This window comes from Georgenia satyanarayanai, assembly GCF_900116375.1.
Lineage (GTDB): Bacteria > Actinomycetota > Actinomycetes > Actinomycetales > Actinomycetaceae > Oceanitalea > Oceanitalea nanhaiensis.
Window position 1 is genome coordinate 178,521 of sequence record NZ_UETB01000006.1, and the last position, 24,691, is coordinate 203,211.

Below are 24,691 nucleotides of genomic sequence, written 5' to 3' on the forward strand. Positions count from 1 at the left end.
GACGCGCCTCACGGTCGCGACCTCACCGCGTGGCCTCGCTGCCGCCGGAGGCGCCCGCGAGGTGGGAGCCGAGGCCGGGCACGTCAGCCTCCTCCTGTGTGCCGACGGCGAGGTCGAGCTGACGACGGACGGTGTGGGGTTCCTCCCGTGCTACTGGTCGGCCGTTCCGGGCGGCGTGGCTGTGTCGACGCACCTGGCGACCCTCGTCAGCCTTGGCGCGAGCCCCGAGCCGGACGAGCAAGGAGTGGTGGAGTACCTCGCGATGCACCACCCGCTGGGGACGCGGACGTTGCTGCGGGACGCGCAGATGCTCCCGGCGGGGGGACGGCTGCGCTGGGCCCCTGGCGCAGAGGTGTCGGTCAGCGCCGTCCCGCTCTTCGTGCCGACCACCGAGTCTCTGACGGACGACGCCGTCATCGCCTCCTTCGCCGAGCTGTGGCCCGAGGTCGTGGCGGACGCCTTCGGTGGGTCCGGGGAGACAGCCCTCGGGCTGAGCGGTGGCCTTGACAGCAGGGCCATCGTCGAGGCTGCGGTGCAGATCGGCATCCGACCCAGCACGTACACCTACGGGACTCCGCCCACCCACGAGCCAGTGGTCGCGGCGCGGGTGGCCGCGGCCCTCGACCTGGACCACGTCGCCATACCGGTCACGGCTGAGGCCGTTCTCGCCGGAGGCGCACAGGCGTTGCACCGACTGGACGGGGCGCACAGTGCAAGTGAGATGTACGAGCTGTGGTTCGTCGACACCCTGCGCTCGCTGACCGGCACTGTCGTCAACGGGCTCGCCGGAGGCCCCCTGTGGGGGGACGACAAGGCTGTCGGGCTCACCGACCCGCGGGCAGTGCTCGACCGCCAGTGGCAGCGCTACGCCGCTGACGCGCGAATCTCTGCCGGGTTCCTCGGCGGCGACCTCGCCCAGCGAGCACCGGAGCTCCTGCGCGACTCGCTCGCCGACTCCCTGGGGCGCTGGGACCTCGGGGCGCGTGATGACATGGTCCTGTACTGGAAGATTGCCAACCGGCAGTTCCGCTGGGGCAACATGCTCACCAACGCCCTCCGGCGGTCCGGAATACGCGCGGAGGCGCCGTTCCTCGACTCCCGCTTCCTCCAGCTCGCCGCGCGTCTGTCCCCGCAGCAGCGCCGCAACGGCAACCTCTACCTGCGGGTCCACCGCGAGCTGTTCCCTCGAACCGCCCGCATCCCCAGGAGCGACGACGGCAACGCACCGGCCGCGCTGGACCACGTGTACTGGTCCGGTGAGACGTCCTACGTCAACCAGCTCGTGGGCCTCAGCCGGCGCCACCCGGTCTCCGGCGTGCGACGCGCTGCCCGGCTGGGCGGTCACCTGGCGCGGGCGACGCTTCGCGACGTCGCCGGTGTGGACGGCCCCGCCGAACGCAGCGAGCGACGCCGCTCGGTGTTCCCGGCTGACGTGTGGCTGCGCACCGAGCCTCGCTACGGGCAGCGGCTGTGCGAGCTGCTCATGGCCGGCGGCCACCGGCTCATCGACGAGGCTGCCGTGGCGGCGCAGCTGAGCGCCATCGGCAGTGGTGGTCCCACCGCCCCCGCCCTCCTCCTCGGCAGGGTGGCGGCGGCCGGAGTCTGGCTGTCGGACTACGAGAGCCGGGCTCTCACCCGGGTGCCGGCAGGCGCCTGAGCTGCAGGACGCACCTGACCCCGCAGGAGCGCCCGGGCTGCCTCCCGGTGCCTGGGGCGCCCGAGAAGGGCGCGGCTCGCCTCGTTGAGCAGGACGACGAACCAGAAGACGGCGCCGGGGACGCCGCCGTGCCGCCGGCGGTACAGCCGCGTCCGGTTGAGCGCCACGAGGCTCCACAGCCACGGGGACACCTGCATGTCACCACCCGGGTGGACGACGTCCGCGGAGGCGACGTATCGGAGGAGGAGGCCGGCGTCCCGGGCCCGCAGGGCGTAGTCGGTCTCCTCGGAGTACAGGAAGAAGTCCTCCGCCCAGCTGCCCACCGCGTCGATGGTGCGGCGGGAGAGGAACATTGCCGCACCCGTCGCCCAGTCCGCGGTGGCGCCGTCGACGTAGTACGCGGGATCTCGGATCATGTCCCCCCACGCGGGGTAGCGGGCTGCGCGGTGTCCACCGAGCACTGCTTCGCCGAGCGCTCGGCGGATCGTCGGCTCCCGGCGCAGCGAGTACTTGAGCCGTCCCTGTCCGTCGAGGATGCGGGGGACCGCGATTCCGACGTCGTCGACACCCTCGACAGCGTGGACGAGGCGGACGACGCTGCCGGGCGACGGGACAGCGTCCGGGTTGAGGACGTAGGCGCCTCGCCGGGGCCGAGCCCGACGTAAGGCCAGGTTGATCCCCGCGCCGTACCCGAGGTTGGCTCCCGGTTCCAGGACGGTGGCCCACGGAGCCAGCGCTCTCACCAGGTCCACCGTCCCGTCACGGGAGTCGTTGTCCACGATGACGACCGTCGCGGGCCCCGCGCCCTGGAGGGCGGCCGGCATCGCGCGCAGGAAGGGGCCGATGATCGCGGCGCTGTTGTAGGTGACGACCGCTACCAGGATGTCCGGCTCCTCACCGGGAGCCGGAGCCGGCGGCCCGGGGATGTGCTCCGCGCTCACCACCGAGCCGGCTTCCCGACGACGCGGCGGGTCCGCTTGCGCACTGAGGTGAGTTTGCGTCTCCATCCGGAGTGCGCGCGGACGTCCAGGGACGCCGTCTGGAGCACGCGAGCACTCTGAACGAGCTGTGCCGTCCAGTCGGCGACGGTGGTGACGCCGTTCGCCCTGGCAGAGAGCGGCATCCGGTCCTGAAGATCGGCATCGGTGTGGATGAGGGTGTGGGGCGAGCGGGGGTCGTCCATGTGGTCCTCGGGCACGAAGGGGTAGTAGAAGCCGTTGACGGCGCCGGCGCGCGCGAGGCGGAGGCAGTAACCGGTGAAGGACTCGGTCTCCCCGATGCCACCGTGGCAGGACGTGAGCGCTCGCGGGAGCAGGTAGCCGCTGCCCTGCACCCAGAGGTTGCGCATGAGCCGGTGGCCACCGGCCAGGTCGACGGTCTTGCGCGAGGCGAGGTCCGGGAGGAAGTCCTCCTGCGGGTGGCGCCAGCTGCCGACCACCCCGAGCTGCGGGTTTGCTTCGTGCGCGGCGGCGAAGATGTCGAGCCAGCCGGGGCTCACGCGGCAGTCGTCGTCCACCTTGGAGACGTAGGTGGCGCGGGACTCCTGCCACAGCCAGTTGGTCGGCTCACGCAGCCGGACGTTCTCCCGGCTGTGGTGGAAGCGGTGCACCCGCGGGTCCTCTCGGAAGGGCCGCAGCGCCTCGAGCGTGGCCTCGTCGTCACCGTTGTGCCAGAGCCACACGCGGTCACGTTCACCGAGGGTCTCGAGCAGGCGGGGGAGGCTCAGGTGGAGGTACCCGGCGCTGCGGTAGGTGATCATGAGGACGTCGGCGCGGTGCGTCATGGTGCGCTCACTTCCGGTCGGTGCAGGCCGCGCCGGCGGGCGCGGCGGTAGGTGCCGGCGATCGAGGTGACCTTCCCGCGCAGCGGCAGCCGCAGCCAGAGCCGGAACGCCGGCACGTTCCGGTAGCGCGGCACGCGCAGGCCCATGAGCCCCATGGTGAGCACCCGGCCCCACACCGCACCGCGGGTGGCGGCCAGGCTCGGCTGGCTCTGCTCGAGGCGTTCGAGCGGGATCGGGCCACCGTCGAGGGCGCCGTCGGCGAGGGCCGCGAGCAGCGCGGCGCGGCCCGCCTCGGTCCGCACGACGACGAGGGACCGGCCGGGCTCGTCCGGACCGATCTCCCGGTACCACGGGTCCCCGACGGACAGGTCGGCGAACTCACCGGTGTGGTCCGGGCAGATGAGGCAGCGCCACTGACGGTTCTTGGTCAGGGTGCCGTTCCACGCCTCGGCGTACGTCATGCTGCGGACCTCACCGGAGCCGGACCGCACCCGGAAGTTCCCCGGCCACCCCTCACCTCGGTAGTCGACAGACGTGACGTCCTCCGTCTCCACACCCAGGGCGCGGACGAGCTCCTCGGTCGCCGCGGTCGACGGGGTACCTGCACAGAAGATCGCCACGGTGAGGTCGAGCCGGTCCGCGAGTGCAGGACGGAGGGCCGCGACGTTCCGGACGGCCGCGACGTCGCAGGGCTTGCCGACGAAGACCGTGCGTCCCTCGGCCTCCTCGACGAGGTCGAGGCGCTCGCACGGACTGGCCGGGGCGTACCGCGAGCCGGTGGCCGCCGTGATCGTCGCGTAGGTGGTGTTGCGGACCGTGACGTTGCGCAGCGGGTCCTGCGGGTCGGCCTGGACCTGGAGCGCGCCGCTCGCTCGCCCGCTGGTGACGGCGTGGGCGGCGAGGGCCGTGGTCACGCCGCCCGAGGAGCCGCGGTGACGCACGTCCGGGTCGGTGGACCAGCACTCGTACAGCGCGAGCACCGGCCCCCACTCCCCGTTCAGCGGCGCCCCCTCCAGCGCCTCCGGACGGTGCTCGAGCCGCCGGCCCGGGCACACCGTGAGCGCATCACCGGTGAGCGAGCCGTTGACGGCCGCGATCGGCAGGGGACGGCGCCCGACGCCGGGGACGTCGTGCATGGTGAGGACGTCCCCGGCGACGTGCGCGCACGCCCCGCAACCGGTGCACAGGTGCGCGCTGACGACCTCCGGGATGGACCCGGCGACACGGCCGATCATGCGACCGTGCCCGCGGATCCGTCACGCCACGACGAGACGGCGCCGAGGACATCGTCGAGCTGCCCCCGAGCCTGCGCGACGACATCTGGCACCCGGCGCCGGAGCACCTCGCGGGTGGCGTCCCGGCGGGCGAAGGACGCGAGAGCCTGCTCGACGGCCTCCTGCCCGGCCACCGCCCTGGCATCGACCACGTCCTCCGCCACGGCGCAGGTGCCGAAGACCCCGCGGGTCTTGTCGCTGTAGGCGTACCCGAAGGCCGGTACCTGGGAACTGAGAGCGGCGATCGTCGCGTGCATCCGCGAGCCTGCGAACCAGTCGAGGCGTCCGATGCACCACTTGAGCTCGGCCGCTCGGAGCAGAGGTGAGAGTCGATGCACCCGCGTGCGCTCGACGGCGTCGAGGGCGTCGAGCACGGCCCCGTGCGCGGTGTCGTCGCTCTCGCTCCGGCCGACCCCGTGCACGTGGGAGACGAGCACGACGACAGCGCCTGCCCGCACGAGCTCGCGGACGAGGCTCGTCATGGTGGCGAGGTAGGGCCCGGCGAGGCCGAACCGGGCGACCGCTGACTCCTCACGCAGGAGTCCGCTGACGTTCACCCCGACGACGACCTCGCCGGTCAGGCTGTCGAGCTGCTCGACGACGGACGCTGCGGGCTCGCGTGCGGGCAGCGCGAACGCGACGTCCACGCCCTCCCGCAGCCTGGTCGCGTCCGCAGACGGCCCGGCGAGGTCGAGCAGCTGCTCATGGCTCCAGGCGTCACGCGCGTACGCCAGGGCCGAGTGGCGCACGAGTCCCTCCGCCCGGCGCCTTCCCTCCGCCGTGGTGAAAGGGCCGAACGTCTGCGGCAGGAGGACGAGTGGCCGCCCTGAGCGCACCGCGGCCTCCTTGGGTGCGCAGATCGTCGCGAGACGGCGGGGACCGTACAGATCGGTGAAGCTGTCCCCACCGCTGATGTCCAGGACCGCATCGGCAGCCCCGAGCCGGGCGACGACCGGGTTGCCGAGCCCGCCGAGCGCCCGGTCGACCCGGATGCGGGCCCAGCTCTCACGCCGGTGCCAGCGTCGGGAGTTGCGCACGCCGAGCCTGTCCACCCGAGCGTCTCCCGGCCATGAGCTGTCGGCGCTCACCCCCCAGCCGTCACCGAGGACGCTCACGCTGTCGACGGAGGCGGCGGAGGCGAGGTGGGCGACGACAGAGGTCCCGAGAGCCTCGACACCGCGGTTGTCGTTGTCGAGGGGGGCGCCCGCGACGACGAGGCGTGTCCCTCTCGCGGAGGGCCGGGCGTTCGTCGACGTCGTGCTGTGGGTGGTCATGCGTCGCCTTCCGTGCGGTGTGGTGCGCCCTGGTGGGCGGTCTCGGTCTCGTGGGTCAGGGCAGGGTGAGGACCTCGTGCAGGGCGCTCGCGGCGGCGCCTGCGAACTGTGCGCCCGCGACGACGTGCAGGTGTCCGTCGATGACGCCCGCAGCCGCGCCGTGCCGGGCGGTCGGGACGCGGCGTGCCGTGGTCCACTCGTCGGTCGCCGGGTCGTAGACCTCGGTCGCGTCGAAGGGCAGGCCGTCGGGTCGCGCCTCACCGCCGACAGCGACGATCCGGCCGTCGATGACACCTGTTGCCATCGTGCGCCGGGCCGTGGGCATCGAGGATCGGGGGACCCAGCCTCCGCCGCTCGCGGGGTGGAGAGCCTCCATGGACCCGAGCGTCCCCATCGGTGTCTGCCCGTTGGACAGGCGCGTGCGGCCACCGAAGACGTAGAGCACGCCGTCGACGACGGCGGAGCCCGGGTTGTCCCGCGCCGTGGTGAGCGGCGGGGCGGCGTGCCAGGTCCCGCTCGCGAGGTCGAGCCGCTCGACGACGGCGGTGGAGCCGCCGTCGGCGGTCATGCCGCCGGCGACGTACACCTGGCCGTCGACCACCTGGGCGGTCGCTCCGCCGCGAGCGGTGGGCATGGACGGCAGTGGCGACCACGTGTCGGTCGCCGGGTCGTAGGACCAGGCCGTCGCAACGGCGCCGGAGAACGGGGCGGTGGAGCCACCGACCACGAGGAGGTGCGTGCCGTCGGTCGTGACGGCGGGGTTCTCCACGCCCGGCCCGGGCAGGTCGGCCACCCGGGTCCACGTGCCCTCGGGCGCGTCGTAGCGGTAGGCGCGCGTGGAGTGACCGGCTGCTCCCTTGCCGCCGACGACGTAGAGGGCGTCACCGATCGCCACGCCCCCGGCGTCGAGGACCTCGACGGGGAGGGGTGCCTCCTCCGCCCAGCAGCCGATGTCGCGCGGGGTGAGGAAGGTGATCCGGCCACCGGAGCCGGCGAACTCACCCACGACGATCCGGCCGTCGGGAGCCTGGGCGATGGGCAGAGGGTCGGTGAAGCCACCGACGATGCTCTGCGTGCGTACCACGGACCGGCCGTCCGCAGAGAGCGTCACCGCGGTGATGTCGTCGCCCACGGAGTAGTTGGTGATGAGGAGGTGGTGGTCCAGCGCCCCGCAGAAGGCGCCACCGCTGAACTCGATGATGCCGTTGGCCGACCGGTTCGCCCCGAGGTCGCCGATGGGCGGTGTGTAGGTAGGCAGCGGCTCGGTGTCCTGATAGCTGCCGTCCGTGAAGACGCACTCCCCGCGCGAGGGGTTGGGGTGACCGTAGTAGCGCCCCTCCTCGATGAGGTTGAGGACGTCGTTCTGGTTGCCGGGGTTGTGACCGCCCTGGGTCCACGGACGCGTGTCACCCATGCCGGTGCAGGGGGCCTGGGCGGTGGGCGGGTAGCTCCCCACGACGCCGAGCCCGTTGTTAGGCCCGTAGACGTGCCCGTTGGAGTGCTCGACGAAGTCGTAGGTGTTGCGCAGGCCCGAGGCGAAGACGGCGACGTCGCAGTCCCCGGACTGGTAGATGTCGCTGAGGTCGGCGCAGTCGCCGTCGAAGCCGGGCACCTTGACGTCGGCCACGAGGAGGGCGGCGGACAGCGGCTGCTCGGCGCGGTCACCGAACTCGGTGTTGGCCGTGTTCGGTGCCCCGGCGCCGGTGTTGCCTCCCTGGGCGATGTAGAGACGCCCGTCGCCACCGAAGTGCAGGGCGTTGGTGCCGTGGTTGGCGATCGACCGTGGCAGTCCGGTGATGACGTCACTGCGGTAGCTCAGCCCCGGCCCCGACAGGCGCGAGACGATGCTCGAGTCCGCCTCGCCGTCGTCGGCCGAGGGGGAGGAGTGCCCCGCCCACACGATGACGTTGCTCGGGGTGGAGGCAGGGTCGACGGCCAGACCGAGCGCGAGACGTGCCCCGAGCGTGGAGACCACCTGGGTGTCGCTCACGGTGCCGTCCGGCGCGAAGGACAGGATGTAGATCTTGCCGAACATCGACTGCACGTACAGCTTGCCGTCCGGTCCGTAGGCCATCGACGTGGGGAAGGGGACTGGCACGGAGTACCGGTCGAAGGGGTAGTCGGCGACGTCCGCGGGATCGTGCTCCCCGGTCACCGAGAACTGGGAGAAGCGGAACTCCGTGTGCTCCGCGGCGCTCCGGCTGCTGGCGAAGACCCCGCCGAAGCTCCGGGTGCCGATGAGCGGGTCGATGCCGGCGGCGTCGAAGCTGAAGAACTCGCCCGGCACGTCGAAGCTGCGCAGGGCGGACTGGCCGCCGTCGCCCACCCGGTAGTAGCCCGTCGCCTGCCGGGTGCCGGGGTCCACGCGGATCGACAGCTCGACCGGGACGTCGGAGGGGATGGTGAGGTAGGGGGAGTTGCGCCGCGAGACCTCGGTGCCGTCCACCTCGAGGACGTGCTCCACCCGCCACCCCTGCGGGGTGCTGACGAGCGCGACGCGGTCGACGTGGTTCTGGTCGTAGCCGAACCAGATTCCGGCCTGCTCGTACTTCCGGGTGGTGGCGGGCGGGCCTGCGATGGTGGCCGTGAGGACGGTGGTGGCAGTCGGACCGTCGAAGCCGACACCGAGGGCGTTGTCGAGGGTGTTCTCCTTGACCGAGCCTGGAGTTCCCGTGATGTCCAGGGTGCCCTCGCCGAGGTCGACCTCCAGGCGGTCCCGGAGGTACTCGGTACCGTCCGGCCGCGGCAGGAGGGTGGTGAAGCCCGTGCCGACGCCGTCGACGTCGATGATGCCCTTGGCCTCGTACCGGAAGCCGAGGTTGTAGGGGGTGTCGACCTTGATGAGCTCGCAGGAGACGGGGGCACAGCCGCCCGGCTCCCCGACGACGAGCGTCACGGGCAGGACGGCGGTGAACGCGCCGGCCGAGGTGGCGACGAGCTCACCGTGCCAGACCCCCGCGGACAGCCCCGCCGGGTTGACGAGGACGTCCACCGTCGCCGGGGTGGTCTCCTGGCTCGTCGTGGCACTGAGCCAGGGCGCGGTGCTCACGACCTGGGCCACGGTGCCGGGCGTCGTGGCCTCGAGGGCGACCTCGCGTTCCTGCACCTGACCGCCCTCGGTGGCCGGCACCTCCAGGGCCTCCGGTGCCCACGTGAGGGCGTTCGTGTCATTGACCGTGGTGAAGGCGGTGTGGACCACGTGGGTCGTGCCGTCGGCGGTGAGCACCTCGACGGTGACCGTGTGCTCGCCGTCGGGGACGAGGGTCGTGTCGAAGGGTGCGGCGGCGTGGGTGACGGAGCCGGGGGCGAGGTCGAAGGGCGCTGTCGAGTCGGTGCGGAGCGGTGCCCCGGTGCGGTCGGGGTCGTCGACCCACCACGAGGTCGACGACACACCCTCGGTCTGGGCGAGGAAGGCGTAGATGTCACCGCTGACCGTACGGCCGGCGAGCGCCTCGGGGGAGCGCCGTTTCGCATCGACTCCCGTCACCACGTGGAACGGGGAGTCGTCCTGGACGGTGAGAGTCACCGGCACCGTGACGTCGGGCAGGTCCGGTGAGGACAGCACGAGCTCGCCGGTGTGCGTGCCCGGCGAGAGTCCCGTGGGGTCGGCAGTGGCCGTGAGCTGGGCGGGGGTGGCGGTCGTGGACGGGTCGGCACTCAGCCACGGCACGGAGGCCGAGACCGTGAGCGGCAGGGCCGAGTCGTCGCTGGCCGAGACCACCACGGACGCGTCCACCGGAGCGCCGTCGGCGAGTGCCGTGACGGAGAGGGCGCCCGGGTCGACGACGAGGCCGGGGGCGGCGTCGACGAGGAAGGAGACCGTGAGCACGGCGGAGACCGCGCCGTCTGCCGTGGCGGTGAGGCGTCCGGTGTGCGTGCCGCCAGCCAGGCCTGAGGGGTCGACCCGCACCTCGACGGTGCCCGGGAGGGACACCGTCGACGACGTCACCGACAGCCACGGCGCGTCGCTGCTGAGCGAGGCGACGGTGCCCGCCTCGGTGGCCGTGAGGGCGACGCTCTGGACCCCCGGTCCCTCAGCGGCCTCGACGACGAGCGAGTCAGGGTCCCAGACGAGGGCGTTGGAGCCGTTGCTGGTGACGAAGGTGGCCGTCGTGACGTGCTGGGCGCCGTCCGTCGTCGTCACGCGCGCCGTGATCGTGTGCTCACCGTCGGCCAGCGTGGTGGTGTCGAGCGGCTCGGCGCGGTGCCGCACGGAGCCGGGGGCGAAGTCGAAGGGCGCCGCGCCGTCGGTGCGCACGGGGGCGCCGCCCATGAGCGGGTCGTCCAGCCACCACGTGGTGGAGGTGACGTCCGTCTCCGGGGCGAGCAGGGGATAGATGTCTCCCGAGACCTCGGCGCCCTCGAGGGGGCTGGGGCTGGAGCGCTTGGCGTCCTGCCCGTGCATCACCGTGAAGTCCTCCAGGGGTGCGGCCGACACCGTGAGCGTCACGGTGACGGCCGTGCTGGGCAGGTCCGGGCTCTCGAGGGTGACCTCGGCCGTGTGCGTACCGACCGGGAGACCGGTCGCGGCGGTGAGCGAGACGGTTGCGGGCGTCGTCCCGCTCGAGGGGGCCACCGCCAACCAGTCGGCCGAGGCGGTGGCGGTGAAGGGGCGAGCGGTGCCGTCGGAGGTGGTCACGTCGACGGTCGTGCCGGTGTCAGCTCCGCCTTCCACGCTCGTGAGCGCGACATCGGACCGCGACGTGGTGAGGAGGGCAGCGACGTCGTTGTCCGTGGTGAAGGTGGCCTCGCGCGTCACGACGCCGGCGCCGGTCGTCACCTGTGCGGTGATGGTGTGCTCGCCGTCGGGCAACGCCGCGGTGTCGAAGGGGGCCGAGGCGTGGGACGTGGAACCCGGCGCGTAGTCGAAGGGCGAGGTCGTGTCCGTCCGCACCGGCTGGCCGGCGGCAGTCGGGTCGTCGAGCCACCAGCTGACCGCGGTGACGCCGGCGTCAGCGGTGAGGAAGGGGTGGATGACACCGTCGACGGTCGCGCCGTCGAGCAGCTGGGGGGACCTGCGCTTCTGCTCGAGGCTGAAGGAGATCTGCGGGTCGTCGGCCGATGCTGCGGGCAGGGTGCCGACCAGGCTTGCGAGGAGGGTGAGGACGATGACGCCAGCCCAGCTGCGGGCCGTGGTGCGGGTCATGAGGAACGCTCCGCTCGGGATGTGGAGGCGGCGGGTGTGGGGGTGCTGCGTGGGCCGGCGGGCGGGTCCACCCGCCGGCTGCTCTCGTCGCGCAGCCAGACGGTGCTGCCGCGTGCCACGGCCCACCGGGCACGGGCCCGTGCGAGAACTGCGGTACCGAGGAAGACGGTGACCGCGGGCAGGAGCGCGGGGTCTCGGCGGACGAGGGCGACCACGGTGCGCACGCCACCTCCGGCGCCGCGGAGCGGTGGCGCGTCCGGGTCGCCGGCGAGCTGCCGGTTGCCCGTCATCGCCCGCACCCGGCGGCGCAGCAGGTCCCCGTACGTTCGCGGGGGCCGGATGAGGACGTGCGCACCGGGGACGACGCGCAGCTCCTCGGGGGTGAAGCTCATCGCCGCGACGAGGTCGTCGGCCATCGTGTCGCGCCAGCCGGCGATGCGCCGGTGGCCGGCCTCGTCCACCGCGATGACGCCGCGGCCGTAGAGCTCGCGCTCGACCCCGGGGAGTCGGCACCACACCGAGTAGTACGCGCGTACCGGCCAGCTGGAGGCGGCGAGGTCGAGGCTGCGCTCGGGTCCCGCGGCGTGGACACCCGGCTCACTCAGCGCGGCGCCGAGCGCGGACAGGTCCCGGGTGCCGATGACGACGTCGGCGTCCACGTAGAAGCGGGGGAACCTGGAGACGTGCCGGTCGCCGAGGGCGAGCGCGTGCATCTTCGAGGGCACCGGTGTCTCGAGGACCCGGACACCCGGGAACGCCCGCGCGACCTCTGCGGTGGCATCCGTGCAGCCGTTCGCCACGACGACGACCTCGAGGTCGACGCCGCCGGCGGTGAGCGCCCGGAGGAGCCGGCCGATGACGGCCGCCTCGTCATGGGCGGGCACGACGACACACCCGAGCCCTGCCACCCCCGTGCCCGCGGGGATGGTGCGAGGGCTGTCAGTACGCGCCATGGCCGCTCAGCACGGCGTGGGCCGTGCGCCACAGGATGAGGATGTCCATCCGGACCGACCAGTTGTCGGTGTACCGAAGGTCGAGGCGCACCGAGTGCTCGACCGAGAGGTTGGAGCGGCCACTGACCTGCCACAGCCCGGTGAGGCCGGGCTTGACACGCATGCGCTGGTGCACGTCCCCGGTGAAGCGGTCGACCTCGGACTGCAGCGCCGGCCGCGGCCCCACGAGGGACATGTCACCCCGGACGACGTTCCACAGCTGAGGCAGCTCGTCGATCGACAGGCGCCGCAGCACCCGCCCGACCCGGGTCACACGAGGGTCCTCGCGGACCTTGAAGAGCATGCCGTTGCCCTCGTTGCGGTCGGACAGCTCGGCCAGGCGTGCCTCGGCGTCGGTGTACATCGAGCGGAGCTTGTACATGGTGAAGGGGCGACCGTTCAGACCGACGCGGGTCTGCGCGAAGAAGGCAGGCCCGGGGGAGGTGAGCCGCACGGCGACAGCGGCGGGCACGACGATGAGAAGGGCCGCGAGCAGGAGCAGACCGCCGAGCACACGGTCGAAGACCGCCTTGGACCACAGCGAAGGACGGGGAGGCGTGAGCGCAACGCCGAGCAGCGGGGTCCCGCCCAGCGACTCGAGCCGCAGCCGACGCGGCACCACCTCGGCGATCGCGGGCAGCACGAGGAGCTCGGCGGAGAGCGGTGCCAGCTGCCAGCCGAGGCGGCGCAGGTCGGCCGCCTCCATCGCCCCGCCCGAGACGACGACGGCGTCGATGTCGAGGGTCCGCACGAGGTCGGGGATGTCGGCGTAGCGTCCGAGGACGGGGCTGCGGCTGGCGATGTCGTCGGTCGTCGGCGTGCACACCCCGACGACGACGAGCCCGTGGGACTGCGCCTCGTCGAGGACGTCGAAGAGGTGGCTGAGACCGTCCAGCGGGCCGACGACGAGTGTGCGACGCAGGAAGGTGCCGCGCGCGCGCAGCCGCCGCAGGACAGGACGGGCCAGGAGGCGGGCAAGCGCGGCCAGTGAGACCGAGAGGGCGAGTGCCTCGAAGAAGAGCGACCGGGGCACCTGCACGACGCCGAGGTAGTGGACGACCAGCGAGACGAGAGCGAGGACCCCGGCCGCGCGCACGACGCTGGAAAGACCCTCGGCCGTCGAGGCCGCGCACGCCGCTCGGTAGCCGCGGCACGCCAGCACGGTCAGGACGAAGCCCACGCCCGCAGCGACGGCGAGGGCCGCCACCATGCCGGGCTCGTGCTCCTGCCGGACACGGAGCGCGACCGCGAGCGCGGTGAGGCCGAGGTCCGCCACGGCGAGGACGGCGAGGTATCGGGTGACCGCGGAGCGCCACGGCATGCCCGACCGGGCCGCACGCAGCGGCTCGCGGGTCACGGCGGTGGGCGGGAGCGCCTGGTCGTCGTCGTGGTAGCGGTCGGTGCGCAAGGTCATCGTGACCACCCCGCAAGGAGGGAGGGACGGGAGAGCGGCTGGGCCGGTGCAGGCGTGGAGGTGGCGGGCCGCTGGGCGTGGGGAGGGATGTTCACGTGAGAAGTTCGCCCTCCGTCGCTCGTCGCAGTCTGAGCCGGTCGGACGGGACGACGTTGGCTCGCCCGAGCAGCCGTCTCAACATGGCACGAGGGTTGAGGGCCGTTAAGGATGACCGCCGGGTGACGCCACGGGGATGAGGTGTGCCGCGAGGGTGACTGGGCTGCCGGCGTCCTCGTGCCCTCGGCCTCAGCTCACCCTGGTGCTCACCCCACCCTCCGCCGCCCGATCAGCTCGTCGTCATCCTGCGGGACGCGGCGGGAGCGGCGGGCTGGATGCTGTGCTTGTCACGTGACGGGCACCACTCCCGACGTGGATGGCGCCCGCATGGCTCGGCCCGTCGTTGGCACCGCCCGGTCAGCGACAGGCTGAGGGCCGCCCACGGGTCGATGACGGACCGACGCCCGTGATCGGCAGGGCCGTCTGGCCCGACCGGGTGGCCGACGGGTGGGGACATCAGTCCCCACCCGTCCCCACCTCGACCACGCACAACGGAGGCCACAGTGGATGTCTGGCGGATCACGGTGGCGACCCTGCGCCGGTGGTACATATTTCTGCCTCTCCTCGCACTCACGGCCGGGGCGGTCCAGGTCGTCGGCGCAGGGGTGGCGCCTGAGTACGAGGTGGCCGGCACTGCTCTCATCACGCCCGGCAGCGCGCCGGCGCCCGTGCCCAACCCCTACGGCGGGGAGTCGCAAGCCAACGCGGCGGTCGCGATCGTCCTCAACAGCGGCGAGATGCGAGCCCGGGCGCAGGCCGAGGGGCTGCTCCCCACCTACGAGGTGGCCAACCAGTCACGGAGCACGATCATGAACGTGACCGTGCGCGGTGGCGACGCCGAGCAGGCCGTGGCGACGGCCGGGTACGTCTTCGGGCTCGCGGTCGAGGAGCTCGAGACGCGTCAGTCGAGCGCCGGGATCCCGCCCGCTGCCCAGTACGGGCTCGATGTCCTCGCGGCTCCCTCCCTCCAAGCCGTCGTCTACGACGGCAAGCTCCAGGTGCAGGCCGTCACTGGGCTGCTCGGAGCCAGTGTGGCACTCGTCGTCGCAGTGCTCTTCGACGACATCGTCGGGATCGTCCGCCGTCGTCGTGCCCGCAGGCGCGCACGCGCGGCGCTGCCGTCCGTACCGACCTCCGAGGGGCTTCCGGACTGGCCCGAGGACGCGGAGCAAGCGGTGAAGCTGCGTCGGGACCGCGACCACGCCCACGCCTAGCATGCGATCGTTGCGAGGTACGCGCCGGCCTGAGAGCCTCGACTTCGAGCCGGTGCTGCTGCGCCGGCCGGCCGGCGCGGGGGAGTGGCGGCCGGTACTGCTGCGGCGTCGCCGGATCAGCACCCTCGGCCTTCTCGTCGTCTTCCTCGTTCTGCAGTTCCTCATCCCCGCACGGCTCGTCATCGGCGGCCTCGGGTCGGTGGGGCGCCCGTCCGTCGCCGTCGGCATCCTCCTGGCCTTCCTCTGGTGCGTCTGGATGCGGCGCCCTCAGCGGTTGCCCGGAGGTCGGCAGCCCGTCCGCTGGTTACTCGCGGCCTACCTCGTCGTCCAGCTCATCGGTTACGCGGTCGGCTACGACCGGCTCCTCCCGCAGGTCGAGGCGAACGCCGCCGGCCGTTGGCTGATCTTCTCCATCGCGATGGTCGGGGTGGCGCTCGCGGTGACGGACGGGCTCGTCTCTCGGCGGCAGCTCGACACGTTGCTGCACACCCTCGTGGGCCTGGCCGCCGCCATGGCGAGCGTCGGCATCCTGCAGTTCTTCCGGATCGTCGACCTCACCCGGTACATCCGTATCCCGGGGCTGCGGCACAACTCCGCACTCATCGGTGTCGGCGCACGCGGCGACGGCGAGTTCGCACGCGTGGCCGGCACGGCCAACCACTACATCGAGTTCGGCGTCGTCCTGGCTCTCGTCCTGCCGCTCGCCCTCCACTACGCCTTCTTCGCGCCGCCCGGCCGGGCACGCGTCCTGCACTGGGGGTCCGTGGTGCTCATCGCGTCCGCGATCCCGCTGTCGATCTCCCGCTCAGCGATGCTGACGGTCGCGGCCTCGATGATCCTGCTCGGCGTGGTGTGGCCGTGGCGGCGGAGGTACAACGTCCTGGTCGTCGCCCTCGTCGGCACCGCGGTCTTCCACCTCGTCAACCGCGGGGTGCTCGGCACCATCCGCTCGCTGTTCACCAATCTGGACAACGATCCCAGCGTTCAGAACCGTATCGCCGACCAGGGCTTCGTCCAGCGCATGTTCGAGGCCCGACCCTGGCTCGGGCGCGGAGCCGGGACGGTCATTCCCGAGCGGTACATCCTGCTGGACAACCAGCTCTACGGGACGCTGGTAGGTGGCGGAGTGCTGGGTGTGGTGGCGCTCCTAGCCCTCTTCGTCGTCCCGTACTTCCTGGCTCGTAGTGTCCGGCTCCGCGCCACGAGTGAGGAAGCCAGGCATCTCGGGCAGGCGCTCGCGGCGGTCTTTCCCGCCGGAGTGCTCGCGAGCGGCACGTTCGACTCCTTCGGCTTCGCGACTTTCGTCGGGACGACCTTCATCTGTGTCGGCGCCGTGGGCGCACTGTGGAGACTCGAGGGGATCGCACGGAGAGGACCGGTCCAGGGTCACGGGGGACCGTACGTAGCCACGCCACTGTTCTTCGACGTCGCCGGACGACTGCGTCCTGCGGGGGAGAGGAGTCGCAGCGAGGCCGCATCGACGCAGAAGGTGGCTCCATGAGCGACACGGCGCTGCGGGTCCTGTACAGCTTTCCGCAGCGGTTGGGCGCGGGGCGCGTCTGCTACACCGCGTGGCAGCAGGTGCTCGGGCTGCACGACGCCGGCGCGCAGGTCACCGTCCTGACCGGCTCCGTCGCGCGGCCGCTCCCTCCGTCTGTCGAGGTCAGGACCACGCTGAGCCGGGGGAAGGTGCGGCTGCCGTACCGCCTGCTCGGGATGACACGGGCGTGTGAGCTGCACGACCGGCTCGTCGCGCGTCAGCTGCCTCGGTTGGCAGAGCAGGTCGACGTCGTCCACGTCTGGCCCCGGGGGGCACGGCACACCCTGGCGGCTGCACGTGCGCTCGGGATCCCCACGTTCCTCGAGCGCCCCAACGCCCACACCCGTTTCGCCTATGAGACGGTGGCCGAGGAGAGCGAGCGACTCGGGATCGTCCTGCCGAAGGGCTCCGAGCACGCCTACGACGCCGACGTCCTCCGCATCGAGGAGGCGGAGTTCGCCCTCGCTGACTGGCTGCTGTGCCCGTCCGACTTCGTCGCCCAGACGTTCCTCGACCAGGGCACCCTGCCCGCCAAGCTGGTCCGCCACACGTACGGGGTGGACCTCGACCGCTTCGGCCCCCGGCCCCGCGAGCGCACCGGGCGGCCGTTCACCGCGCTCTTCGCGGGCTACGCGGCCGTCCGGAAGGGGCTGCACCTCGCACTGGACGCGTGGCTGGACTCCCCGCTGGCCGAGGAGGGCGTGCTGCTCGTCGCAGGCGGGATCATGCCCGAGTACGCCGCCGTGCTCCGCGACGGGCTCGCGCACCCCAGCGTGCACGTGCTCGGTCACCGCGACGACCTGCCCGCGCTCATGGCGGACGCCGACGTCACCCTGCTGCCGAGCCTGGAGGAGGGGTTCGGGCTGGTGTGCATCGAGGCGATGGCGTCCGGGAGCGTGCCGGTGGTGTCGGACGCGTGCACGGAGCTCTGCCGACACGAGGAGAACGCTCTCGTGCACCGCGCGGGCGACGTCCCTCAGCTGAGGGACCACCTCACCCGGATGGCCCGCGACCGCCCGATGCTCGAACGCCTCCGCGGCAACGCGCTACGGACGGCGCAGGACGTGACGTGGGCGGCCGCAGGGCGACGCCTCCTCGAGGTCTACACCGAGCCGTCGGCAGCCCGACGGGTGTGAGCCCAGCCGGTAGCGTGACGACGCCACTCACCCGGGAGCGGCTGCGCGCGCGCGCCGGCGCCTGAGGCGGTCGCGGAACGCGAGCTCGGTGGCGACCCAGGCGGCGACGTAGCGGTGGTACACCTCGCCGACGAGGAAGGCGGCGCGGGCGCGGGCGGTGGGCAGCTGTGGTGCCTGCCGTGCTCGTCGCACGGCCCCCAGGGGCGGGACGAGCGCGCGCGGGGCCGGCCAGGGGGGCGGCGCGTCGTGGCCGTCGAGCACGTTCCGCTCGTGCCGACCGGCGATGACCCGGCGCAGCTTGGTGCGCAGGGCAGCGTAGGAGTCACGCGCCGGGTGGTGGACGACGGCGTGTGCGCAGTAGACCGTCCGCAGCCCCAGTCCGTTGGCCCGCTGGGCCCACTCGATGTCGGCGCCCGAGAGCAGCTCGGAGCGGAACGGGCCGGCGGCGTCGAAGGCGGCGCGTGTCGTGCACATGTTGGCCGTGACCGAGGCGCCGCTGCGGGACACGTAGGTCTCCTGCGGGAAGGCGTGGACGAGCTCGTAGGCCTCGACGGGGTGCGGGCGTGCGGCGTCGCGGGCGTAGACACGGACGCGTCCGGCGACGATGTCCGCACCGTCCGCCAGGGCGCGGACCGCGTGGGTGAGCCACTGCGGCTCGGGGAGGCAGTCGGCGTCGGTGAAGGCGAGCACCTCACCGGTGCTCACGAGCACGGCCGCGTTGCGGGCGGTGTAGGAGCCGCCCTCCGGCTCGGCGACGTACCGGACACCCGGCTGCGCGTCGACGAGCGCACGGACGGCGGGGTCGTCACCGTTGTCCGCGACGATCACCTCGACGAGCTCGGCGGGGTAGCTCTGCCGGCTCAGCGCCTCGAGGCAGGCCGACAACCGGGGGTCGTCCCGGACGGGGACCACCACCGACACCCGTGGCTGTGCGTGCACGACCTCAGTGTGGGGCACGGGCGAGGTGTGTCGTGGACGTTCACGTCCACCCGTCTCCCGGCCCTCCGTCCGTCCGGCAGACCAGATCCGCGGAGCGACGCGGAACCACACGGGATGTGACACAGGCCACTCACCCTTGGCCGGACAGGGATCAGCCGACGATCATCCTGACTCACCCCCGCCCGCGCGCCGACGCGGTGGTGGGCTGGCAGCGCCCTACCGATCACAAGGAGCGTCGCCATGCCTACTCGTCACCGTCGAACACCACCTCTCTGGCGGCGCGGGTCGCGCGCCCTTCTCGTCGGCCTCACCAGCCTGACCCTTGTCATCAGCGGCACCGCGACCCTGGCCGCTCCGCAGGACGACGCCGAGGTGGCCGAGCTGCTGAGCGAGCTCAGCTCGGACGCCGTCGAGACCGCCGACGCCGCCCTCGAGGAGACCACGGACGAGGCCACCGCAGACGAGGCGGAGGAGCCCGCCGCGGAGGAGCCCGCTGCCGAGGAGCCCGCCGCGGAGGAGCCCGCCGCGGAGGAGCCGGCCGCGGAGGAGCCGGCCGCCGAGGAGCCGGCCGCCGAGGAGCCGGCCGCCGAGGAGCCGGACCTCGAGGTCACGCCCTTCCTCGTGCCGCCGGGTGAGCCCGGTCCGGACCAGGTCAAGCTCATCGTGAGGTCGGGCGGCGACCGCACCGGGACGGGTAACGAGAGCACCACGGCCACGCCGCTGGCCGGGGTCACCTACGAGTTCTACCGCGTGACCGACCTCCCGCCGGGCGGGCAGCCCGAGGGAGACCTCGTCGGCTCGTGCACCACCGACGGCACGGGCGAGTGCGGCATCTTCGCCGACCTCGTCGGCGTGCTCGGCGGGGAGGACGTCTTCTATGCCGTCCAGGCCGACGCTCCAGCGGGCTGGACCGCGCCGCAGCAGTGGAGTGCCGACACCCCCTACATCTTCGGTGCCGGTCCCGTCTCCGCGGCCGACTCGGTCGACGACCGGACCATCGAGCTCCCGCCCGCCTACAGCGACACCGTCCAGGAGCCCACCTGGGCCAGCATCCGGGCGAACAACGTCGCCCCGGCACAGTGTGGTCTCGACATGGCGATGGTCCTGGACCTGTCGAACTCGGTCACCGAGACCGAGGAGATCCTCGACGAGCACAAGACGGCCGCCAACGACTTCATCGCCTCCATCACCGGTACGCCGTCGCAGGTGGCGCTCTACACCTTCGGGAGCCAGGCGCCCGCGGAAGGCCCGACCAACGGCGGCCTGCCGCTGACCAGCGTCGCGACGCCGGGCGGCGCGGAGCAGATCGTCAACCGGATCAACGGCTACCGGGCGACTCCGAGCGGCGGTGGCGGGACGAACTGGGACCGCGCGTTCCACCAGGTGGCCGAGTCCGGGGTGCAGTACGACGTCGTGCTGTTCCTCACCGACGGCCAGCCCACCTTCCACCGTGACCGCCAGGGCCCCGGCGACGTCGCGACGATCGCCGAGGTGAACGAGGCGATCCTCTCCGCCAACGCGGTCAAGGCGACCGGTGCACAGGTCGTCCTCGTCGGCTTCGGGCCCGAGGCCTTCCTGCCCGGCGCGAGCGTCCGCATCCCGCTCGTCTCCGGCCCGACCGAGGGTGAGGACTTCTACCGCACGGACCTCGAGGACCTCTCTGCGACCCTCGAGGAGATCGCCAGCGCCGACTGCGCCGGGACGCTCACGGTCGTCAAGGAGGTCGTGGACGCGGACGGCGACGTCGTGGACGGTGGGGCGGGCTGGACCTTCAGCACCGAGACCGACGGTGTCACGCCCACGACGGCGACGACCGGCGACTCGAGCGCCGTCAACTTCGCGGTCGACTACACAACGGTGCTGAGCCGCAGCGTGACGGTCACCGAGACGCAGCAGGCGGGCTACGAGCTCGTCCCGGTCGACGGCGACAACGCGCGCTGCGTCCTGACGGGGAGCGGTGAGGAGCTGCCGGTGACCAACAGCGGCGAGCTCGGCTTCACCGTCGACGTCGCCGCCGCCGACAGTGTCAGCTGTACCGTCCGCAACGCCCTCGTCCCGCCGGACTACGACGACCTCGTCGTGACGAAGACGGCCGTGCCGAGCTTCACCCGCGACTGGGACTGGGACATCACCAAGGTGGCCGAGGAGGACCGCCTGGAGGTCCCCGCCGGTGAGGACGGCACCTTCACCTACGACGTCACGGTCACGCCCGAGGGGCCGGTCGACTCCGGCTTCACGGTGAGCGGCACCGTCGTGGTGACCAACCCCAACGACGTCCCCTTCACCGGGGTCACCGTTCTCGACAGCCTCCCGAGCTCGACGTGCTCCGTGCCCGGGGGGACGAACGTCACGGTTCCCGCGGGTGACTCCGTCACGCTGAACTACACCTGCGACCTGACCGGCGCGACGCCGACGACGGCGGGGACCAACACCGCCACCGTGACCTGGGACGCCGCCGCGTTCCCCGGGACCGACGGCAGCAGCGCGGCGACCGCGGACTTCGACTTCGCGGCGGCGTCCGTGGCGGAGACCGACCGGTACGTCACCGTCACCGACTCCGAGTACGACCTGTCCGACTACCCCGGTGGCAACGCCTTGGACGCCACCGACGGTGAGGCCGTTCTCACCTACGACCTCGAGTGGCCGAGCACCGCCGGCCAGTGCGTGGAGTTCGAGAACACCGCCACGATCGTCAACTCGCCCGAGCCGATGTTCGCGCCCCTCGTCGTCAACGAGTCGAGCACCGAGGTCGTCACGCTCTGCGCCGGCCTGGACCTGGAGGTCGAGAAGAACGTCGTCGTGTCCTTCGACCGCATGTACCTGTGGGAGATCGACAAGGAGGCCGACGAGACCACGGTCACCGTCGACCCTGCCACCGGGACCGCGACCGCCGCTTACACCGTCACGGCGACCCCCACGGGGAGCAGTGACGCCGGATGGGCCATGCAGGGCACCGTCACGGTGACCAACCCGAACGAGTGGCTCGACATCACCGCTGACGTCACCGACACCGTCGACGTCGGCGGTGGGGCGGTGTGCACCGTCGCGGGCGGGGACGACGTGCTCGTCGCGGCCGGCGCGACCGTCGACCTCAGCTACACGTGCACCTTCGTCACCCAGCCGTCCTACTCGGGCACCAACACGGCGACCGCCACGTGGGCGGACACCGTGCCGACCCCGGGTACCTCGGCCACCGGGACCGCGGACGTCGAGCCCGGCGACTGGGCGCAGACGCCGATCAACGAGACGATCACCGTCGTCGACGACCAGACCGACCCCGCCAGTCCGGTGGAGCTCGGGCCGGCGACGTGGAACGCGGACGGGACGCCGACAGTCTTCACCTACTCCCTCGAGCTCGAGGGCGCACCGGGAGCCTGCGTCGAGTACACGAACACGGCGTGGATCGCGCAGACGCAGCAGTCCGCGGAGGAGGTCGTCGAGGTCTGCGTGCCGGAGCTCGAGGTCGCCAAGCGGTCGGTCTCGGCGGACCAGCTGCCGGGCGGGGGCTGGCTCGTCACCTACGAGATCGACGTCGTCAACCCCGAGGCCTACGCGGGCGTCTACAGCCTGAGCGACACGCTGGAGTACGGCGGTGGGATCACGCCGACGGCGGCTCTCTGGTTCCCGGCGGGCGAGCCCGACGCCGGCGGCGAGTGGACCGAGCCCGTGGCCGACAACCCGACGACGGTGCTCGCCACCGACGTCGAGATCGCTGCCGGCACGACGGACACCTACGTCGTCGTCGTCACCGCCGACGTCCCCGAAGGCGTCGTCGGCACCGAGGCCGGCCTGTGCGACGACGAGGAGCTGAGCGAGGGCGGCGGCTTCCTCAACGCCGCCACCCTCACTGTCCTGGGCGAGGACGAGACCGTCCGCGCCTGCGCCGAGCCGGTGGCCCCGACGGTCGAGAAGACGGCGGGTGAGCTCGTCGCAGGCGACGACGGCACCTGGGACGTCAGCTACACGATCGACGTCGCCAACCCCGACGCCGACCAGACGCTCAGCTACGACCTGTCCGACGAGCTCGACTTCGTCGAGGGTGTCGACATCCTCGACGCGAGCATCGAGCGCGACGGGACCGTGTACGGGGACTGGGACGGCGTGACGGAGACGGAGGTCGTCACCGGCGTCCTCCTGCCGGCCGCCACGACCCACACCTACACGGTCACCGTGACCGTCAGCCTCTCCGACGTCGTCGAGACCGACGACGGCGGGCTGCGGGAGTGCGGGCTCAACGGCTCCGACGCCGGGCACGGCCTGTTCAACCTGGCCACCATCACCTCGGGCAACGACGAGTACGACGACGACGCGTGCGTCCCGATCCCCGACCCGGACATGTCGGTCGACAAGACCGCCGTCTCGGCGAACCAGCTGCCCGACGGCACCTGGGAGGTCGTCTACGAGGTCGTCGCCTCCAACGACTCGGCAGTCGGCGGGGCCTACGACCTCAGCGACACCCTCGAGTACAGCGACGGCATCACGCCGCTGACCGCCGAGTGGGCACTCGAGGGCACCGGCGTCGCGGGGGAGTGGGGCGACCTGCCCGACGAGCTCACGGCGACCCTCGCCAGCGACCGCCCGCTCGCCGGTGGCGACAGCGACAGCTACGTCGTCACCGTGACGGCCGCGGTCGCCGAGGGCGTCGTGGGCGGCGAGGCCGGGCAGTGCTCCGGCGACGACGGCACCGAGGGCGGCGGGTTCCTCAACGCCGCCACCCTCGCCGCGCACGGCGAGGAGACCACCGACCGCGACTGCGCCGAGCCGGTCGCCCCGACCGTCGAGAAGACGGCCGGTGACCTCGTCGCCGGCGACGGCGGTACCTGGGACGTCTCCTACACGGTCGACGTCGCCAACCCCGACGCCGACCAGGCGGTGGTCTACGACCTCACCGACGAGCTCGGCCTCGCCGAGGGGGTCGACATCGTCGACGCGACCATCGAGCGCGACGGCACCGTCTACGGCGACTGGGACGGGACGACGCAGACGGAGGTCGTCACGGGCGTGACGCTGCCACCCGCCACCACCCACACGTACACGGTCACCGTGACGGTGGGGCTCACCGAGACGTCCGTCCCGGACGACGCTCGCGAGTGCGGGGACGGTCCCGGCCAGGGCCTGTTCAACGGGGTCGTCGTCACCTCCGGTGCGGACGACTACGACGACGACGCCTGCCTCCCCGTGCCCGGCCCCGAGCTTTCGCACGAGAAGACGGTCGTCTCGGCCGTGGGTCGGATCGACGGTGACTGGGAGGTCGTCTACGAGGTCGTCGTCACCAACGACTCGGCCCTCGGCGGCATGTACGACCTCACCGACACCCTCGAGTTCGGTGAGGGCATCACGCCGCTGACCGCCGAGTGGGTGCTCGAGGGCACGGACGTCGCCGGGGAGTGGACCGCCCTGCCCGACGACGTCACGACGGTGCTGGCCAACGACCGCCCCCTGGCGGGGGAGTCGAGCCACACCTACGTCGTCACGGTCGTGTCGGACGTCGCCGCCGGGGTCGTCGGCACCGAGGAGGCGCAGTGCACCGGCGACGAGGGCACCGACGGCGGCGGGTTCCTCAACGCCGCCACCCTCACGGCGCACGGTGAGGAGAGCACGGAGCGCGACTGCGTGCCGCCCACCCACGAGCGCCTCGAGAAGGTGTTCGACTCGGCGGTCGAGCGGGCCGACGGCAGGTGGGAGGTGGGCTACACGCTGGTCGTCGACAACTCCCACAGCCCGTGGAGCAAGTACTACCGGCTCGAGGACACCCCGCGCTTCGCGCAGGGCGTGACCATCCGGGAGCAGGAGGCCTGGGACGTCACCGACCCGCAGGACCCGCAGGACCTCGAGTGGGACGGTGAAGGGCCGATCCTCGAGCAGGCCGCCATCGGGGCCGGGGAGGTCCAGCGGTACGAGCTCACCTTCGTCGTCGAGGTCGATGCGGACATCCCTGCGGGGAACCTCGTCTGCGGCCCCGAGGGCCCCGGCCGCGGGTTCTTCAACCGGGCCGAGCTCACCACGGGCAACGACACCATCGTGGCCGAGGACTGCGGTCCGATCACCCCGCCGCGTACGCCCGGACTGCCGCCGACCGGCGCTGCCGTCGCCGGCGCCGTGCTGCTGGCGGTCCTCCTGTCCGCGGGCGGTCTCGCCCTCGGCACGACCAGGCGCCGGAAGGAGGCCTGACACAGCTGGTGGCGGTCGTTGACTCGACCACCACCTCCCGCACCGCGTCCCCACC

At 72.4% G+C, this 24,691-nt stretch carries 13 protein-coding genes; 5 read left to right on the plus strand and 8 right to left on the minus strand.

What is annotated here, in order from left to right; genetic code table 11:
• Positions 1-61: 61 nt before the first annotated feature.
• The gene (locus DSZ44_RS10450; protein WP_181424602.1) at positions 62-1,657 is read left to right on the plus strand and encodes an asparagine synthase-related protein; all 1,596 of its coding nucleotides are present in this window, start codon (positions 62-64) and stop codon (positions 1,655-1,657) included.
• Here the strand turns inward: DSZ44_RS10450 and DSZ44_RS10455 are convergent.
• The 7 genes from DSZ44_RS10455 to DSZ44_RS10485 are packed head-to-tail and all read right to left on the minus strand — an operon-like array spanning position 1,615 to position 13,540.
• Positions 1,615-2,598: a glycosyltransferase gene (locus DSZ44_RS10455; protein WP_220035158.1), complete on the minus strand. Its 984-nt coding sequence runs from the start codon at positions 2,596-2,598 to the stop codon at positions 1,615-1,617. The two genes, DSZ44_RS10450 and DSZ44_RS10455, sit on opposite strands and share 43 nt — an antisense overlap.
• A complete protein-coding gene (locus DSZ44_RS10460) occupies positions 2,595-3,440 on the minus strand; it encodes a glycosyltransferase (protein WP_110852556.1) in 846 nt (281 codons plus the stop codon). Before DSZ44_RS10460 ends, DSZ44_RS10455 begins: the two co-directional genes overlap by 4 nt.
• Positions 3,437-4,675 (minus strand): Coenzyme F420 hydrogenase/dehydrogenase, beta subunit C-terminal domain, encoded by a 1,239-nt coding sequence (locus DSZ44_RS10465; protein WP_110852557.1) that lies wholly within the window; start codon positions 4,673-4,675, stop codon positions 3,437-3,439. Before DSZ44_RS10465 ends, DSZ44_RS10460 begins: the two co-directional genes overlap by 4 nt.
• On the minus strand, positions 4,672-5,988 hold the full coding sequence (locus DSZ44_RS10470; RefSeq protein WP_110852558.1) for a polysaccharide pyruvyl transferase family protein: 1,317 nt from the start codon (positions 5,986-5,988) through the stop codon (positions 4,672-4,674). The genes DSZ44_RS10465 and DSZ44_RS10470 overlap by 4 nt, the downstream gene beginning before the upstream one ends.
• A gap of 55 nt (positions 5,989-6,043) precedes the next feature.
• Complete coding sequence (locus DSZ44_RS10475) at positions 6,044-11,134, minus strand: Kelch repeat-containing protein (protein ID WP_110852559.1); 5,091 nt, start codon at positions 11,132-11,134, stop codon at positions 6,044-6,046.
• Complete coding sequence (locus tag DSZ44_RS10480) at positions 11,131-12,087, minus strand: glycosyltransferase family 2 protein (protein WP_110852560.1); 957 nt, start codon at positions 12,085-12,087, stop codon at positions 11,131-11,133. The genes DSZ44_RS10475 and DSZ44_RS10480 overlap by 4 nt, the downstream gene beginning before the upstream one ends.
• Positions 12,074-13,540, minus strand: a complete 1,467-nt coding sequence (locus DSZ44_RS10485) for a sugar transferase (protein WP_110852561.1) — start codon at positions 13,538-13,540, stop codon at positions 12,074-12,076. The genes DSZ44_RS10480 and DSZ44_RS10485 overlap by 14 nt, the downstream gene beginning before the upstream one ends.
• Positions 13,541-14,139: 599 nt before the next feature.
• Between DSZ44_RS10485 and DSZ44_RS10490 the strand changes: the two genes are divergently transcribed.
• The 3 genes from DSZ44_RS10490 to DSZ44_RS10500 are packed head-to-tail and all read left to right on the plus strand — an operon-like array spanning position 14,140 to position 17,526.
• A complete protein-coding gene (locus DSZ44_RS10490; protein WP_110852562.1) occupies positions 14,140-14,850 on the plus strand; it encodes a hypothetical protein in 711 nt (236 codons plus the stop codon).
• 10 nt (positions 14,851-14,860) lie between these two features.
• On the plus strand, positions 14,861-16,351 hold the full coding sequence (locus DSZ44_RS10495) for an O-antigen ligase family protein (RefSeq protein WP_146237520.1): 1,491 nt from the start codon (positions 14,861-14,863) through the stop codon (positions 16,349-16,351).
• Entirely contained in the window at positions 16,348-17,526 is a 1,179-nt protein-coding gene (locus DSZ44_RS10500) for a glycosyltransferase family 4 protein (protein ID WP_110852564.1), read from the plus strand. The genes DSZ44_RS10495 and DSZ44_RS10500 overlap by 4 nt, the downstream gene beginning before the upstream one ends.
• Before the next feature lie 27 nt (positions 17,527-17,553).
• Here the strand turns inward: DSZ44_RS10500 and DSZ44_RS10505 are convergent, their stop codons facing one another.
• Entirely contained in the window at positions 17,554-18,465 is a 912-nt protein-coding gene (locus tag DSZ44_RS10505; RefSeq protein WP_181424603.1) for a glycosyltransferase family 2 protein, read from the minus strand.
• Positions 18,466-18,705: 240 nt separating this feature from the next.
• On the opposite strand from DSZ44_RS10505, the gene DSZ44_RS10510 reads away from it, so the two are divergent.
• Positions 18,706-24,636, plus strand: coding sequence for a vWA domain-containing protein (locus DSZ44_RS10510; protein WP_146237521.1), 5,931 nt, complete (start codon positions 18,706-18,708; stop codon positions 24,634-24,636).
• Positions 24,637-24,691 lie beyond the last annotated feature (55 nt).